The organism is Nonomuraea glycinis (assembly GCF_014646515.1).
Classification (GTDB): domain Bacteria; phylum Actinomycetota; class Actinomycetes; order Streptosporangiales; family Streptosporangiaceae; genus Nonomuraea; species Nonomuraea glycinis.
This window is the reverse complement of sequence record NZ_BMNK01000018.1, coordinates 101,318-115,631: the sequence shown is the minus strand read 5'-3', so window position 1 is coordinate 115,631 and position 14,314 is coordinate 101,318. Positions and strand designations below refer to the sequence as shown.

Sequence of the window (14,314 nt, the reverse complement as noted above, 5' to 3'; positions counted from 1 at the left end):
ATAATGAGAAATACGATGATTGCGAACGGGGCACGGACCAGCGGCGAACTGCGCGCGCACAACCGGGTGCGGTTGCTGCGCGCCGTCCACGACTGCGGCGCGACCTGGACCAGGTCCCGCCTCACCCGCGAGCTGGAGCTCGCCAGGGGGACCGCGTCAGTGCTGGTCGGCGGGCTGGTGGAGGACGGGCTCCTGCACGAGGTCCCGGCGCCCGAGCAGGTACGAGGCCGGCCCACGCTGGTGCCGGGCCCTCACCCGGACGGCCCGATCGTGCTGGCCGTCGACGTACGCGAGGACGCCTGGGAGCTGGCGGCCTGCGAGCTGGGCGGCCGGATCACCGTCCTGGGCGTCCAGGAGCACGACGGCACGCCGGAGGGCGTGTTCCTGCCGCTGGGCGAGGCGATCCGCGACCACCTGGCGCGCTACGGCACCCGCGTGGTGGGCGTGGGCGTGGCGGTGGCCGGTCCGGTCCGCGAGGGCGACCTGGTGGACATCGCCCACCTGCGCTGGCGCTCAGTGGACGTCCCCGCACTCCTCGCCGTCCACCGCCCGGGATCCGAGCGTCCGGGATCTGACCGCCCGGGCTTCGTTCGAGTGGGCAATGACACGGCGCTGGCCGGGCTCGCGGAGGCTCGCCGGGGGCTGCTGCGCGGCGTCCAGGTGGGGCTGCACCTCCATGTGGACTTCGACCTCGGCGGCGTCCTGATCGTCGACGGCAGGCCACTGGGCGGAGCGAGCGGGATAGGCGCCGAGTTCGGCCACATGCCCCTCACCGGCGGCGACGCGCCCTGCATGTGCGGGGCCAGCGGCTGCTGGGGCATGGAGGTGGGCGCCAACGCCCTGCTCCGGCACATGGGCCTCGCCTACGGCGGCGGCAAAGGCCGAGCCCAGGCCGCGCACCTCCTCGCCCAGGCAGCGACCAAGGCGGCGAGCCCACCCGATGGCGGGCCGGCTGACCGGACGACCGCCGATCAGGCGGAGGCGGCCGTACAGGCGGAGGCGGCCATGCAGGCGGTCGCGGCCAATGCGCGGGCGCTCGGCAGGGGGATCGCTGCTCTGGTGAACGCGCACGATCCGGAGGTGGTCGTCCTGTCCGGTCTGGCCGCGGATCTGTACGAGCGGGTGGCGCCCGTGCTGACGGGAGCCGTCGAGGACGGCCTGATGACCATCCGCCGCGACCGCCCGCCCTTGATCGCCCCGTCGGCCATGCCGTGGCGCGGCTCTCTGCTGGGCGCCATGGAGTCGGTGTTCGACGCCTTCCTGACCCCCGAGGGCCTCGCGACCTGGCTTTCGACACCGAAGTAGGCGCGACACGCCCGAGCGAGCAATGTGATTCATACCACGCGCAAGGGCTGAAAGGCCCCATCCTGTACGCGTCCCCCGGCGGCCGTTCCGGACCCGGAGCCGATCTTGCGCAGCCGACGCACGCGCTGTACGCATGAGGCGTCGGGGCAGCGGCTGGACACCGAAACCCAGGGGGACGTACGTGGATCTCGAGCTCGCGTTACGCATGTGCGAGGCGGCACTGAAGCAGGCCGCCCGGGAGGGCGCGGTGATCTCCGTGGCCGTGGTCGACGCGGGCGGCCATCTGGTGTCTTTCCAGCGTATGGAGGGTGCGGGCTTCGCGGGAGCGTCCCTGGCGCCGGGCAAGGCCTGCGCCGCGGCGGCCCACCGCAGGCCCACGGCCGAGTTGGCGCCCACGGCCGCCTCGGGGCCGGGCGAATACCTGTCCTGGCATGACCGTTTCGTCTGCGTCGGCGGCGGGATCCCGCTCTGGGCGGACTACGGCGAGACGGAGCGGGTGGCCGGCGGTGTGGGGGTCAGCGGTGGCACCGCCGAGCAGGATGTGGCGTGCGCCGAAGCGGCCTCATCGGTGTGGCGGACACGTTGAGCGGCGCTTTTCGCAACAAGAACCGCTGGTATCCGCCATGATTAGCCACTGCACTACGGGTAACAGGAATCCCCGATCGTCAACTCCCCGAGGAGAGAACAGAACATGGCACTTCCCACTCTCACCCCAGAGCAGCGCAAGGCAGCGCTGGAGAAGGCCGCGGAGGCCCGCGCCGCCCGCACCGCTCTGCTGGCCAAGGTCAAGGCCGGCGAGGTCACCTTCTCCCAGCTGCTCGAGCGCGAGGACGACATCGCGAAGAAGATCAAGGTCTCCCAGGCGCTGCGCGCCGTCAAGGGCGTCGGCCCGGCCAAGGCCACCGCGCTGATGGAGGAGGCGGGCGTCGACGAGAAGCGCCGTCTCGGCGGCCTGGGCGCCCAGCAGCGCAAGAAGCTGGTCGAAGCGCTCGGTTGATACCGGGCGGCCAGGTCCGCGCGCAGCGCAGCATCGCGCGGACCGGCCGTTGACGCATCCGGGATGTCAGGCCGGACTGCGGGCCGAGGAGGGGCTGACAGGCGGACCCTGCGCCTGTGAGCGAGCCAGGCTCCGGCCGTACGACCGCGGGCACGCCAGCTACTCCGGTGTGGCCGGGGTAGGCCGGCGGTCGCCGGTCCGGGTCCGCGAGCCCGGCCCACCCGGTGAACGTCAGGGGGGCGCTACGACCGCAGATAGGCCAGTACGGCGAGCACCCGGCGATGCTGGTCACTGTCGTCGGCGTACAGGCCGAGCTTGCTGAAGATGCTTCTGATGTGCTTCTCGACGGCCCCGTCGCTGATCACGAGCTGCCTGCCGATGGCGGGATTGGACTTGCCCTCCGCCATCAGGCCGAGCACCTCGCGCTCGCGAGGCGTCAGCAGGGCGAGCGGGTCGTCCCTGCGCCTGCGCACCATCAGCTGTGACACCACCTGTGGATCGAACACGGTCCCCCCGGAGGCGACCCGTCTCAGCCCCTCCATGAACTCGTCCACGTCGACGACGCGGTCCTTGAGCAGGTAGCCCACCGCGCCCCGGGCGTCGGCGAGCAGGTCGTCGGCGTAGGACACCTCGACGTACTGCGACAGGATCAGCACGGGCGCCCCGGGGACCCTGCGCCGCGCCTCGACGGCGGCCCGCAGTCCCTCGTCGGTGAAGGACGGCGGCATCCGCACGTCCACCACCGACACGTCGGGCCGGTGCTCGGCGACCGCCTTGACGAGGCCGTCACCGTCCCCGACGGTCGCGACCACCTCGCAGCCGAACTCTTCGAGCAGCCTGACCAGGCCCTCCCTGATCAGCACAGCGTCATCGGCCACGACTACACGCACGGAACCTCCGCAAAGATCACTGTCGGCCCGCCTTCGGGCGACCGCACCATGAGCTCCCCGTCCACCGCGCGGAGCCGGTCGGCCAGCCCGGCGAGACCGTGTCCCTTGGCGACATGCGCGCCGCCGACCCCATCATCCCCGATGGTGAGCATGAGCACGGCACCGGTGCTGATGAGCTGGATCGTGCAGACCGTGGCCTTGCTGTGCTTGGCGACGTTCGTCAGCGTTTCGGCGACGACGAAGTAGATGGCGTTCTCGATCGCGGCCTCGTACCGTTCGCTGGTCTGCACCTCCAGGTCGACCGGGACCGTGCAGCGCCCGGCGAGGGCGGCGAGTGCGGGGGCCAGGCCGCGGTCGGACAGAATGGGCGGGGCGATGCCGCGCGACAGGGCGCGCAGCTCGTCGAGCGTCTCGCGGGTGGCGGTGATCGCGGAGCTGATGGTCGCCTGGGCCGCCTGCGGGTCCTTGTTCAGCTGGCGCTGCGCCCTGGACAGCTCCATGGCGAGCGACACCAGGCGCTGCTGGGGGCCGTCGTGGATGTCGCGCTCCAGCTTGCGCAGGGCGTTGGCCTCGGCCGACACGGCGGCGGCCCGCCCTTCGGCCAGGTCGTCGATGCGCGTGTGCAGCTCGGCGACGCCGGTCAGCAGCACCCGGCCGAGCCCGGCCCGCAGCAGCGAGGCGCCGCGCACGGTGAACGGCAGGAGAAACAGGAAGAACAGCCCCACGCTGACGTAGAAGATCGCGTTGACCAGGTATCCGGTGCCCAGGCCCAGCAGCTCGGGCAGCTCCACGTTGCCGGGGATACGGGAGGTGACGATCCCGTAGAGCGGGTAGGTCAGACCGGCCAAGGGGATCGCCCAGGAGACCACGGTGAGGACGAACGCGACGAGCGCGATCGGGAAGTTCACGATGCCGTGCAGCAGGTCGAGCCAGGACTGCCCGCTGGTGAGCGGATTGATCAGCCTGCGGAAGCGTCCCGCGCCCACCGGGGCGGGCTTGTAGCGGGGCCGTACCGGAGGGCGTTTGAGCACGTCCGACAGCCATCCGCGCTCCGCGTCCGCGAAGCCGCGCGCGACCATGAGCGTGCCCGCGAGCACCGGCACGCCGATCCACGCGATCGCGGTGCCCACGCCGGCGGCCAGGCCGGCGAGCATGAGGGCGAAGGTGATCACGGTCGTGGGGAACCCCACCAGCGTGTAGCGGGTGTCCAGCAGGACACGCCTCATCAGGGAGCGCATGGCTCACACGCTAGATCCCCCTGGGCACCTTTTCGACCCGGTACACCTACCTCTGAGGGTGAGGCCAGCCCTACCGGGGGTGGTGACGGGAAGGCGACCGTAAGACGGCGGTCCTCGTCAATGTGCGGAACCGGTCCCGGCGGGAGCCTTGAGTGCACCACTCCCCCACCGAAGCGAGGCCCCCATGACCGTCCTGCTGGAGCGAGCCGCACCCTCGCGCACCGCCGCGCCGGCACGGGGCAGGGACCCGTTCCTCGACATCCTGCGGGTGCTCGGCATGGCCGCGGTGGTGTTCCAGCACTGGACGATCCCGGTGCTGTCCTTCGACGGCAGCCGGCTGACCACCGGGAACGCGCTGGCGACGCCCGGCCTCTGGGTGGTCACCTGGCTCAGCCAGGTGATGCCGCTGGTGTTCTTCGCGGGCGGCGCGGCCAACGCGATCAGCTTCGGCCGCGCCGCGCACGACGGCCCTCAGTGGCTGGTCGTCCGGCTGCGGCGACTGGCCTGGCCGCTGCTGCCGCTGGCGGCGGTGTGGATCCCGCTCCCGCACCTGCTGCTCACGCTCGGCGTGCCCGCCCAGCCGCTGGAGGTGGGGGCCAAGCTCACCGGCCAGCTCCTGTGGTTCCTGGCCGTCTATCTGATCGCCGTCACGGCCACGCCGTACCTGCTGGGCCTGCACGCCCGGTACGGGCCGCGGGTGCCGGTCGCGCTGGCGGCCGGTGCGGTGCTGACGGACGTGCTGCGCTTCTCGACCGGGTTCGAGGCGCTCGGCTACCTGAACGTGGTGTTCGTCTGGCTGGCGGTCCACCAGCTCGGTTTCCTGTACGCCGAGGGGCGGCTCACCCGTGGCGGCCCGGCCCCGTGGCTGATGGCGGCCGGCGGCTTCGGGGCGGCCGCGCTGCTGGTGGCGTTCGGACCCTACCCGGGCAGCATGATCGGCCTGCCGGGGGCCGGGATGTCCAACATGGCGCCGCCCACGCTGGCGATCCTGGCCGTCTCGGTGGGGCAGATCGGGCTGGCGACGCTGCTGCGGCCGTGGCTCCTGCGCCTGCCCATCCACCGCCCGCTGGCCTGGGCCGGGCCGCGGATGATGACGGCGTACCTGTGGCACATGCCGGCCCTGTTCGTGGTGACCGGCGTGGTCGTGATCGGGATGCGCCTGGACACGCCCACGCCCGGCGGCTCCTTCTGGCTCGCCGGCTGGCCGATCTGGCTGACCCTGCTCGGGCTGACGATGTGGCCGCTGCTGAAGGGTTTCGCCCGGTTCGAGGAGCCGCTCGCGCTGCCGTACGGGAAGGCCACCTGGGGCAGCGCGCTGGCCGCGACCGGGCTCGTCGGGGGCGGCGTGCTGGCGCTGACGGTGGCCGGGTTCGCGCCGGGGCTCACCCCGGTGGTGGCGATCCTGGCGATCCTCGGCGGACTGCTGGTGACGGGCCCGCGCGCCCAGCTGTGAGCGGGGCGGGGAGAATGACCTGCCATGACGCTGATACGCCCCCTCGCGGACGCCGATCTGCCCGCCGTCGCCGCGATCTACGCCCACTATGTGACCGGCAGCGTGGCCACCTTCGACGAGACGCCGCCAGGGCTCGCGCAGTGGCGGTCGAAGGCGGCCACGATCGCCGCGGCGGGCCTGCCGTTCCTGGTGGCCGAGGACGGCGGCGAGGTGCTGGGGTACGCCTACCTCGGTCAATATCGGCCCAAGCCCGCCTACCGGCACACCCTTGAGGACAGCGTCTACCTGGCGCCGGAGGCGACCGGGCGGGGGCTGGGCCGGCTGCTGCTGGGTGAGCTGATCTCCGCCGCCGCAGGGACCGAGGCCCGTCAGCTCGTCGCGGTGATCGCCGACAGCGGTGACCCGGCGTCGGTGAAACTGCACGCGGCCTTCGGGTTCGAGGAGGCGGGCCGGCTGCGGAATGTGGGGTTCAAACACGGCCGGTGGCTGGACACCGTTCTGCTCCAACTCGACTTGAGGCGGTAAGACCGGTCCGACCATGCTGTGAACTTCGGCAGGATAGGTGTGTGAGCCTTCTCATTGACCGCCTGCCCGAAGACATCGATGCCGAGCCCGACGCCATCTTCGACGCGTTCGTGTCCTGGAACTCCGAACGGGGGCTCACCCTCTATCCAGCGCAGGAGGAGGCGCTGATCGAGGTGGTGTCCGGCAGCAACCTGATCCTGGCCACGCCGACCGGCTCGGGCAAGAGCCTCGTCGCCCAGGGCGCCCACTTCGCCGCGCTGACCAAGGACATCCGCACCTTCTACAGCGCGCCGATCAAGGCACTGGTGTCGGAGAAGTTCTTCGACCTGTGCGCGGTCTTCGGCACCGAGAACGTCGGCATGATGACCGGCGACGCCAGCGTCAACCCGGGCGCGCCGATCATCTGCTGCACGGCGGAGATCCTCGCCAACGTGGCGCTGCGGGACGGCGCGGCGGCCGACATCGGCCAGGTGGTGATGGACGAGTTCCACTTCTACGCCGAGCCGGATCGCGGCTGGGCCTGGCAGGTGCCGCTGCTGGAGCTGCCCAACGTGCAGTTCATTCTGATGTCGGCGACGCTGGGCGAAGTGTCGATGTTCGAGCGCGACCTGACCCGGCGCACCGGGCGGCCGACCGCGGTGGTCAAGCACGCCGAGCGGCCGGTGCCGCTGGTCTACTCCTACCGGATGACCCCGCTGCACGAGACGCTGGAGGAGATGCTCAGCACCGGCCAGGGGCCCGTCTACGTGGTGCACTTCACCCAGGCGGCCGCGATGGAGCGGGCCCAGTCGCTGATGAGCATCAACATGGCGACGAAGGCGGAGAAGGAGGCCATCTCCGCCATGATCGGCCATTTCCGGTTCACCACCGGCTTCGGCCGAGCGCTGTCGCGGCTGGTGCGCCACGGCATCGGCGTGCACCACGCCGGGATGCTGCCCAAATACCGGCGGCTGGTGGAGCGGCTGGCGCAGGCCGGGCTGCTGAAGGTCATCTGCGGCACCGACACCCTCGGGGTGGGCGTCAACGTGCCGATCAGGACGGTGCTGTTCACGGCCCTGTCGAAATACGACGGCAACAAGGTGCGGCGGCTGCGGGCCCGCGAGTTCCACCAGATCGCCGGCCGGGCCGGGCGGGCCGGTTTCGACACCATCGGCTACGTCGCCTGCCAGGCGCCCGAGCACGACGTGGAGAACGCCAAGGCGCTGGCGAAGATCGGCGACGATCCCAAGCGCCGGCGCGGCTACGCCCGCAAGAAGCCGCCGGAGGGGTTCGTCGGCTGGAGCGAGGAGACGTTCGAGAAGCTGCAGAACGCCGAGCCCGAGCCGCTCAACTCACGGTTCAAGGTGAGCAACGCCATGCTGCTGGCGGTGATCAACCGGCCGGGCGACTGCTTCCAGGCGATGAAGCACCTGCTGACCGACAACCACGAGGACCGCAAGTGGCAGCGGCGGCACATCAGCCAGGCCATCGCCATCTACCGCTCGCTGCTGGCCGGCGGTGTGGTCGAGCAGCTCGCCGAGCCCGACGACCAGGGCCGGCGGGCCAGACTGACGATCGACCTCCAGGACGACTTCGCGCTCAACCAGGCGCTGTCCACGTTCGCGCTGGCCGCCTTCGAGCTGCTCGACCGCGACTCGCCGTCGTACGCGCTGGACCTCGTCTCGATCGTGGAGTCCATCCTGGACGACCCGCGCCAGATCCTGTCGGCCCAGCTCAAGCGGGCCAAGGGCGAGGCCGTCGCGGAGATGAAGGCCGACGGCATCGAGTACGAGGAGCGCATGGAGGCGCTCGCCGAGATCATGTACCCGATGCCGCTGGAGAGCCTGCTGCTCGGCGCGTACGAGACCTACCGGCAGGGGCATCCGTGGGTGGGCGACTACACGGTCAGCCCCAAGTCGGTGGTGCGTGACATGTACGAGCGGGCGATGACGTTCGGGGAGTACATCCAGTTCTACGAGCTGTCCAGGTCCGAGGGCACGGTGCTGCGCTATCTGGCCGACGCCTACCGCACGCTGTCGCGTACCATCCCCGAGCATCTCAAGACCGAGGACCTGGTCGACCTCATCGAGTGGCTCGGCGAGCTGGTCCGCCAGGTCGACTCCAGCCTGATCGACGAGTGGGAGAAGCTGGCCAACCCGGACGAGGCACTGGAGCGGCGCCAGGCGCTGGAGACGAAGGTCCGCCCGGTCACCGGCAACGCGCGGGCGTTCCGGGTGCTCGTGCGCAACGCGATGTTCCGGCTGGTGGAGCTCTGCTCGCTGGAGAAGGAGCGGGAGCTGGCCGAGCTGGCGCCGGACGTCGACTGGGGTGCGGCGCTGGACGCCTACTACGACGAGCACGAGGAGATCCTCACCGACGCCGACGCGCGCGGGCCCGCGCTGCTGCGCATCGCGGAGGAGAGCGGCCTGTGGAAGGTCCGCCAGACGATCAAGGATCCGGCGGGCGACGGCGACTGGGGCATCGACGCGCAGGTCGACCTGGCCGCTTCCGACGAGGAGGGGCGCGCGGTCGTCCACGTGATCGGGCTCAACAGGCTCTGAAAAAAGATCAGCGTGCGCCGGAACGGACTGGCAAGGGCGCCCCGGCACACGCTTGTTCCTCAAGTGTCGCGCCGGAAAGGTCGGCGTAGCGTCATGACCATGTCTCAAGATCGAGACATTTGCCGCACAGGACTGATCAGCAGGCGGCGATGCGGCAGATCTTCGCCAGCATCCGCTTGGTGTCCTTGGTCTGCTGGGTGAAGTCGGCCTTGGCCGGCTTGCTCCACTCGCCGCCCACGGTGTAGATCAGCAGCGCGTTGCCGCGGCGGGTGACGAGGCCGCGCTCGCCGCCGATGGCGACCTTCCGGCCCCGGTAGGCCTGGCCGGTGACGGCCAGCGCCCCGTCACCGAGGCGTACGGCGCTGCTGGAGTAGCGGTAGCCGGAGGAGCCGCACGCGCGCACGGCCCGGTGCAGGTCGCCCAGCGCCTTCTTGGCCGCCGAGCGGGAGGAGTAGAGGATGACCTGCTCGGACTTGGAGTAGTCGGGCACGGCGGTGTAGACGAGGGTCCTGGCCGCCTTGCGCCCCGATTGGGCGAGCTTGGCCTTGTCGCAGGGGTTGAGCACCAGCTTGGCGTTCTTCTTGGCGTTCACCCGCCAGCTGTGCTCCGGGTTGTCGTCCTTCTTGGCCGCGGCCTTGTCGTACAGCATGAAGCCGTTGGGGATGCCGACGGTGGCCGAGACGGCCAGGGCGGCGGATAACAGCAGAGTTGTGACCATGGTTGAGAATGACATGGATCGCCGTCAGCGGGCTCGGTAGTCGCGGGGCGGCAGGCCGTAGGCACGTCTGAAGGCGCGGCTGAAGTGGAACGGGCTGACGAAGCCGGACGCGGCGGCGACCTGCCCGATGTCCAGGTCCGTCGCGTCCAGGAGGGTGGCCGCGTGCCGCATCCGGGCCTCGCGCAGCGCCCGCATCGGGGTGCGGCCCGTCTCGGCGGTGAACAGGTGCGCGAAGCGGGACGGGGACAGCGCCACGGCCCTCGCCAGGGAGTCGACCGAGTGCGGCGCGCCCGGCTCGGCGGCGATGAGCGCGAGCGCGCGGCGGATCCGGGCGTCCCCGCTCTCCCCACCTGGGCGGGCCGAGGCGGTGACCAGCACCAGCACCTCCTCCACGGCCCCGAGCACGAGCTCCCGCGCCGCCACGGACCCGGCGATGGCGGTGACCGGCGGCCCTCCGGTCACGGCGGGCGGACCGTGCTCCCTGGCCGAGGGCGGGTTGTGCTCCGGCGCCCCGGGCCGGCCGTTCTCCAGCGCTGAGGGAGGTAGCCAGCGGGCGTCGCGGAGTGCGCGTACGAAGGCGTGGTCGATGCGCTCGTGCAGGGCCGGTGCGACGCCCGCCACCCGGTGGCAGCCGGGAGCGGCGGCGTGCGGCGCCAGCCACCCCGGCCACGACGGACGCGGCTGGAAGTGCACCCACCAGAACCGCCACCGCGCGGCTCCCGGCGCCACCCGGTAGTGGTGCGCCGCCCCCGACCCCAGCACCACGAGGTCGCCGGGCGCCGCCAGGAACGACACCCCCGACTGCTCGACGTGCCCCGCCCCCGCCTGCGTCCACATCAGCAGCCAGCTCGGCGCCCCCGACGCCCGGCGGGTGGCGTAGCCGGAAGGCTGGTCGTAGTGGCCCACGATGGTCAGCTCGGCAGCAGGAACAGGCATGTTCTCAGCGGTCACCGTCATACCCTCGCACGCGCCCCCCGCCTAGCGTGAACGCCATGAGACTCGACGACTTCAACGACCAGGGCCACGTCCTCGTCCCCGGGATGCTGTCGCCCGACGAGGTGGCCGGGCTGCGCGAGGAGTTCATGGCGCTGCACGCCGGAGGGCCCATCCCCGGCCACTTCTCCCCCGAGCCGCAGGAGCCCGGCAGGCCGTACGACATCCTGCGCGACTACCCGCGTGTCATGCACCCGCACCAGGTGAACGCTCTGGCCTTGCGCTACCTGCTCGACGCCCGGTTCGGCGCGGTGCTCGAAGAGCTGCTCGGCGAGGAGCCGCTAGCAGCCCAGAGCATGTTCTACTTCAAGCCGCCGGGAGCCAGGGGGCAGGCGCTGCACCAGGACAACTTCTACCTGCGGGTCGAGCCGGGGACCTGCGTGGCGGCGTGGGTGGCGCTGGATCGGGTGGACCGGGCGAACGGCGGCCTGGAGGTGGTGCCGGGCACGCACCGGATGGACCTGTTCTGCCCGGAGGAGGCCGACCCGGGCGTCTCCTTCACCAGGGACTTCGTCCCGCCGCCGCCCGGCCTGCCCAGGGTGCCGATCGACATGGAGCCGGGCGACGTGCTGTTCTTCAACGGCAGTTTGGTGCACGGCTCGGAGCCGAACACCACAGCCGACCGGTTCCGGCGCAGCTTCATCTGCCACTACGTCGGCCGCTCGGCCGAGCGCATCTCCGGCTATTACCGCACCCTCACCATGTCCGGCGCCCCGGCCCCCCTGGAGACCGCCACCGGCGGCGGCCCCTGCGGCGTGGAGATCACCGGCCCGCACTGACCGCCGGCGGCGTGGAGGCCGCCTGCCCCGCACTAACCGCCGGAAATGTCGGACTCGGCGTCCTGTGACACGTCGCAGTCCCACTGGTCGTCCAGCCAGCCGTCGGGCAGGTAGACCTTGGACCGCTCGCCGGACTTGCCGCGCGGGGTGTCGGTATTAGGCGGCCACGGCTGGTCGTGCTCCAGCCTGGCCAGGCTCTCGCGCAGCCCGTCGAGCGTCTCGGCGGTGCCCAGCGCGCGGCGCAGCTCGGAGCCGACCGTGAACCCCTTGAGATACCACCCGACGTGCTTGCGGAAGTCCGTCACCGCGTAACGCTCGAGGTCGAAGCAGTCGGTGAGCCCCTCGGCGTGCCTGGCCATCACCGCGGCCACCTCGCCGAGCGTCGGCCGGGCCCGCTCGGGGCTGCCGTCGAACGCGTTCGCCAGGTCCTTGAACAGCCACGGCCGCCCCAGGCAGCCCCGGCCCACGACGACGCCGTCGCACCCCGTGGCGGCCACCATGCGCAGGGCGTCGTCGGCGCTCCAGATGTCACCGTTGCCCAGCACGGGGACCTCGGGCACCGCCTCCTTGAGCCGCGCGATCGCGTCCCAGTCGGCCACCCCGCCGTAGTGCTGCCGCGCCGTACGGGCGTGCAGGGCGATCGCCGCGACCCCCTCCTCGACCGCGATGCGGCCCGCGTCGAGATAGGTGAGGTGGTCCTCGTCGATGCCCTTGCGCATCTTCATCGTCACGGGCAGCGGGCCCGCGTTCGCGACGGCCGCGCGCAGGATCCGCCGCAGCAGATTGCGCTTGTACGGCAGCGCGGAGCCGCCACCTCGCTTGGTCACCTTGGGCACCGGGCAGCCGAAGTTGAGGTCGATGTGGTCGGCCAGGTCCTCCTCGACGATCATCTTGACCGCGCGGCCCACCGTGTCCGGGTCCACTCCGTACAGCTGGATGCTCCTGGGCGACTCCGACCCGGCGAACCTGACCATCCGCAGCGTCCGCGGATTGCGCTCCACCAGGGCGCGCGTCGTGATCATCTCGCACACGAACAACCCCGCGCCCTGCTCCCGGCAGAGCGCCCTGAACGGCGCGTTCGTGATGCCCGCCATCGGCGCCAGCACCACGGGCGGCCACACCTCGATCGGCCCTATCTTCACCCCGTCAGTTGTAGCGCAGGTCGAGCCGTGAGCGGTATTCGCCGGATAGTGTGTGAACCGGCATCTCGCTCGGGGAGGGATGGATGCTTCTACGCGTGCGCATCACGCTGCCCGACAAGCCCGGCTCGCTGGCCCAGATCACCAGGGTCCTCGGCGCCGCCGGCACCGACATCACCCAGGTCACGGTCCTCGAACGAGGCGCCGGCCGGGCGGTGGACGACCTCACGGTGCACTGTCCCGACGAGGCGTCCAAACAAGCGCTGCTCGACGGCCTGGCGGGCGTGCCCGAGGTGACGGTCGAAGGCGTCTGGAGCACCCGTGAGGCCCCCGGCACCTACCCCGAGCTGGAGATACTCAAATACATCACCACCGCGGGCGACCGGGCGCTGAAGACGCTCGTCGACTCGCTGCCGGTGCTGTTCAGCGCCGACTGGGCGGCCACCGCGACCGAGCGCGACGTCGTCTACGCGAGCTGGCGCGCCCCGAAGCAGGTGGCGCCGCCCGAGCCGGTCCCGCCCCGCCCGACGGCCCGCACACTCGAAGGCGGCCTGCACGTCATCCACGCCCCGCTGCCGCCGCTCGCCCTGTCCCTCCTGCTGGCCCGGAGCGAAGGCCCCGCCTTCCACCGCATCGAGGTGCACCGCCTCACCCGCATCCTGGAGATCTTCCTCGCCCTGCCCGCGACCGAGCGAAGTGTCGCCCGCCGCCTGAAGTGAGCATCCGGTCGCGGAACCCGCTAGAGTTAATGGGCAACGCGGAAGTGGCTCAGTGGTAGAGCATCACCTTGCCAAGGTGAGGGTCGCGGGTTCGAATCCCGTCTTCCGCTCTAAGTAAGTCACTTGGTGGAGTGGCCGAGAGGCGAGGCAGCGGCCTGCAAAGCCGTCCACACGGGTTCAAATCCCGTCTCCACCTCCAAGGACGATTAGCTCAGCGGGAGAGCGCTTCCCTGACACGGAAGAGGTCACTGGTTCAATCCCAGTATCGTCCACCATGCTTGACGCCCCAGCTCACGGCACACACCGGGAGTCTGGGGCTCTTCGCTGTCCCGGCTTGATCGCTCCTGTGACGTACGCCCACTCCGTGAAGTCCTTCTCAGGGCCGAACAGATGACCGGCAGGAGCCGTCGCCGCGCTCCATGGTAGGAGTTTCGGCATGGAATTCTTCTGTTATCACCGTGATCGTCCTGACTCCATGCCGCTGCGGGACACGTTGGTGGAAGAGCACTGGTCCTATATGGACCGGTACGCGGCGGAGTTGATCGCCCGTGGCCCGACCTTCGACAGTGACACGGTCACCGGCAGCGTGCACATCGTCGACCTGCCGGATCCCGCCACCGCGCGCGCGTTCGCCTTCGACGAGCCCAACTACCAGGCCGGGGTATACCGGGACGTGCTGGTGCGCCGGTGGCGCAACGTGCTGGGGCGCACCATGTGGGACTTTCCCGGCGGCCGCGAGGGCGGCAACCGCTACCTGGTGCTGGGTCTCGGCTCCGGGGAACCCGCCGACCTCGTCCCGCCACCCGACCAGGACGAACTGATCGCGTACGGGCCGCTGCTGTCCGACGACGGCACCACCTGGCTGGGTACGGCACTGCTGATCCGGGCCCCGGACCCGGACGCGGCACGCGCCGTCCTGACCCCGGACCGGTACGCCGCCATCGAGGTCCACGACTGGGCGTTCGGCGGGCGGCGGTAACGAGGGCCCTGCGCTCGTTGACGTGGGAAGATCCACCGG

14 protein-coding genes and 3 tRNA genes are annotated in these 14,314 nt (G+C 71.0%); 12 read left to right on the top strand and 5 right to left on the bottom strand.

Features of this window, described 5'->3' with window-relative positions; genetic code table 11:
* Window positions 1-15: 15 nt before the first annotated feature.
* The 3 genes from IEY87_RS36995 to mihF all read left to right on the top strand — a co-directional run bounded on the left by IEY87_RS36995 (window position 16) and on the right by mihF (window position 2,302).
* A complete protein-coding gene (locus tag IEY87_RS36995) occupies window positions 16-1,305 on the top strand; it encodes an ROK family protein (RefSeq protein ID WP_189143496.1) in 1,290 nt (429 codons plus the stop codon).
* 181 nt (window positions 1,306-1,486) lie between these two features.
* Window positions 1,487-1,891 carry a GlcG/HbpS family heme-binding protein gene (locus IEY87_RS36990; protein ID WP_189143495.1) on the top strand — a complete coding sequence of 135 codons (405 nt, stop codon included), beginning with the start codon at window positions 1,487-1,489 and terminating at the stop codon, window positions 1,889-1,891.
* A gap of 105 nt (window positions 1,892-1,996) precedes the next feature.
* On the top strand, window positions 1,997-2,302 hold the full coding sequence (gene mihF / locus IEY87_RS36985) for an integration host factor, actinobacterial type (RefSeq protein WP_189143494.1): 306 nt from the start codon (window positions 1,997-1,999) through the stop codon (window positions 2,300-2,302).
* A 242-nt stretch (window positions 2,303-2,544) separates the two neighbouring features.
* Here mihF and IEY87_RS36980 read toward each other — a convergent pair whose 3' ends face one another.
* Complete coding sequence (locus tag IEY87_RS36980; RefSeq protein WP_189143493.1) at window positions 2,545-3,192, bottom strand: response regulator transcription factor; 648 nt, start codon at window positions 3,190-3,192, stop codon at window positions 2,545-2,547.
* Window positions 3,183-4,430 carry a sensor histidine kinase gene (locus IEY87_RS36975; RefSeq protein ID WP_189143492.1) on the bottom strand — a complete coding sequence of 416 codons (1,248 nt, stop codon included), beginning with the start codon at window positions 4,428-4,430 and terminating at the stop codon, window positions 3,183-3,185. Before IEY87_RS36975 ends, IEY87_RS36980 begins: the two co-directional genes overlap by 10 nt.
* 184 nt (window positions 4,431-4,614) lie before the next feature.
* Between IEY87_RS36975 and IEY87_RS36970 the strand changes: the two genes are divergently transcribed.
* The 3 genes from IEY87_RS36970 to IEY87_RS36960 are packed head-to-tail and all read left to right on the top strand — an operon-like array spanning window position 4,615 to window position 8,948.
* Window positions 4,615-5,883, top strand: coding sequence for an acyltransferase family protein (locus IEY87_RS36970; RefSeq protein WP_189143491.1), 1,269 nt, complete (start codon window positions 4,615-4,617; stop codon window positions 5,881-5,883).
* Between the two features lie 24 nt (window positions 5,884-5,907).
* On the top strand, window positions 5,908-6,408 hold the full coding sequence (locus tag IEY87_RS36965) for a GNAT family N-acetyltransferase (protein ID WP_189143490.1): 501 nt from the start codon (window positions 5,908-5,910) through the stop codon (window positions 6,406-6,408).
* 41 nt (window positions 6,409-6,449) lie between these two features.
* Window positions 6,450-8,948, top strand: coding sequence for a DEAD/DEAH box helicase (locus tag IEY87_RS36960; protein ID WP_225277590.1), 2,499 nt, complete (start codon window positions 6,450-6,452; stop codon window positions 8,946-8,948).
* A gap of 136 nt (window positions 8,949-9,084) precedes the next feature.
* Here the strand turns inward: IEY87_RS36960 and IEY87_RS36955 are convergent, their stop codons facing one another.
* Window positions 9,085-9,666 (bottom strand): hypothetical protein, encoded by a 582-nt coding sequence (locus IEY87_RS36955; protein WP_189143489.1) that lies wholly within the window; start codon window positions 9,664-9,666, stop codon window positions 9,085-9,087.
* 24 nt (window positions 9,667-9,690) lie between these two features.
* Window positions 9,691-10,602, bottom strand: a complete 912-nt coding sequence (locus tag IEY87_RS36950) for a helix-turn-helix domain-containing protein (RefSeq protein WP_225277591.1) — start codon at window positions 10,600-10,602, stop codon at window positions 9,691-9,693.
* A gap of 56 nt (window positions 10,603-10,658) precedes the next feature.
* Between IEY87_RS36950 and IEY87_RS36945 the strand changes: the two genes are divergently transcribed.
* Window positions 10,659-11,438, top strand: coding sequence for a phytanoyl-CoA dioxygenase family protein (locus IEY87_RS36945; protein ID WP_189143487.1), 780 nt, complete (start codon window positions 10,659-10,661; stop codon window positions 11,436-11,438).
* Window positions 11,439-11,470: 32 nt separating this feature from the next.
* Here IEY87_RS36945 and dusB read toward each other — a convergent pair whose 3' ends face one another.
* Window positions 11,471-12,580 carry a tRNA dihydrouridine synthase DusB gene (gene dusB / locus IEY87_RS36940; RefSeq protein ID WP_225277592.1) on the bottom strand — a complete coding sequence of 370 codons (1,110 nt, stop codon included), beginning with the start codon at window positions 12,578-12,580 and terminating at the stop codon, window positions 11,471-11,473.
* Window positions 12,581-12,663: 83 nt separating this feature from the next.
* On the opposite strand from dusB, the gene IEY87_RS36935 reads away from it, so the two are divergent.
* The 5 genes from IEY87_RS36935 (at window position 12,664) to IEY87_RS36915 (ending at window position 14,275) form a co-directional block, all read left to right on the top strand.
* Window positions 12,664-13,296: an ACT domain-containing protein gene (locus IEY87_RS36935; protein WP_189143486.1), complete on the top strand. Its 633-nt coding sequence runs from the start codon at window positions 12,664-12,666 to the stop codon at window positions 13,294-13,296.
* A gap of 38 nt (window positions 13,297-13,334) precedes the next feature.
* Window positions 13,335-13,406: transfer RNA gene (locus IEY87_RS36930), tRNA-Gly, on the top strand.
* A 15-nt stretch (window positions 13,407-13,421) separates the two neighbouring features.
* Window positions 13,422-13,495, top strand: a tRNA-Cys gene (locus IEY87_RS36925).
* A 1-nt stretch (window position 13,496) separates the two neighbouring features.
* Window positions 13,497-13,571, top strand: a tRNA-Val gene (locus tag IEY87_RS36920).
* A gap of 161 nt (window positions 13,572-13,732) precedes the next feature.
* Window positions 13,733-14,275 (top strand): YciI family protein, encoded by a 543-nt coding sequence (locus IEY87_RS36915; RefSeq protein ID WP_189143485.1) that lies wholly within the window; start codon window positions 13,733-13,735, stop codon window positions 14,273-14,275.
* The last annotated feature ends 39 nt before the right edge of the window (window positions 14,276-14,314 follow it).

What these genes read in the sequence shown, in the direction of transcription:
- IEY87_RS36995 (WP_189143496.1), top strand. Translation starts at nt 16, where the DNA reads ATGATTGCGAACGGGGCACGGACCAGCGGCGAACTGCGCGCGCACAAC.
- mihF (WP_189143494.1), top strand. Translation starts at nt 1,997, where the DNA reads ATGGCACTTCCCACTCTCACCCCAGAGCAGCGCAAGGCAGCGCTGGAG.
- IEY87_RS36975 (WP_189143492.1), bottom strand. Translation starts at nt 4,430, where the DNA reads ATGCGCTCCCTGATGAGGCGTGTCCTGCTGGACACCCGCTACACGCTG.
- IEY87_RS36970 (WP_189143491.1), top strand. Translation starts at nt 4,615, where the DNA reads ATGACCGTCCTGCTGGAGCGAGCCGCACCCTCGCGCACCGCCGCGCCG.
- IEY87_RS36965 (WP_189143490.1), top strand. Translation starts at nt 5,908, where the DNA reads ATGACGCTGATACGCCCCCTCGCGGACGCCGATCTGCCCGCCGTCGCC.
- IEY87_RS36955 (WP_189143489.1), bottom strand. Translation starts at nt 9,666, where the DNA reads ATGGTCACAACTCTGCTGTTATCCGCCGCCCTGGCCGTCTCGGCCACC.
- IEY87_RS36950 (WP_225277591.1), bottom strand. Translation starts at nt 10,602, where the DNA reads ATGCCTGTTCCTGCTGCCGAGCTGACCATCGTGGGCCACTACGACCAG.
- IEY87_RS36945 (WP_189143487.1), top strand. Translation starts at nt 10,659, where the DNA reads ATGAGACTCGACGACTTCAACGACCAGGGCCACGTCCTCGTCCCCGGG.
- IEY87_RS36935 (WP_189143486.1), top strand. Translation starts at nt 12,664, where the DNA reads ATGCTTCTACGCGTGCGCATCACGCTGCCCGACAAGCCCGGCTCGCTG.
- IEY87_RS36915 (WP_189143485.1), top strand. Translation starts at nt 13,733, where the DNA reads ATGGAATTCTTCTGTTATCACCGTGATCGTCCTGACTCCATGCCGCTG.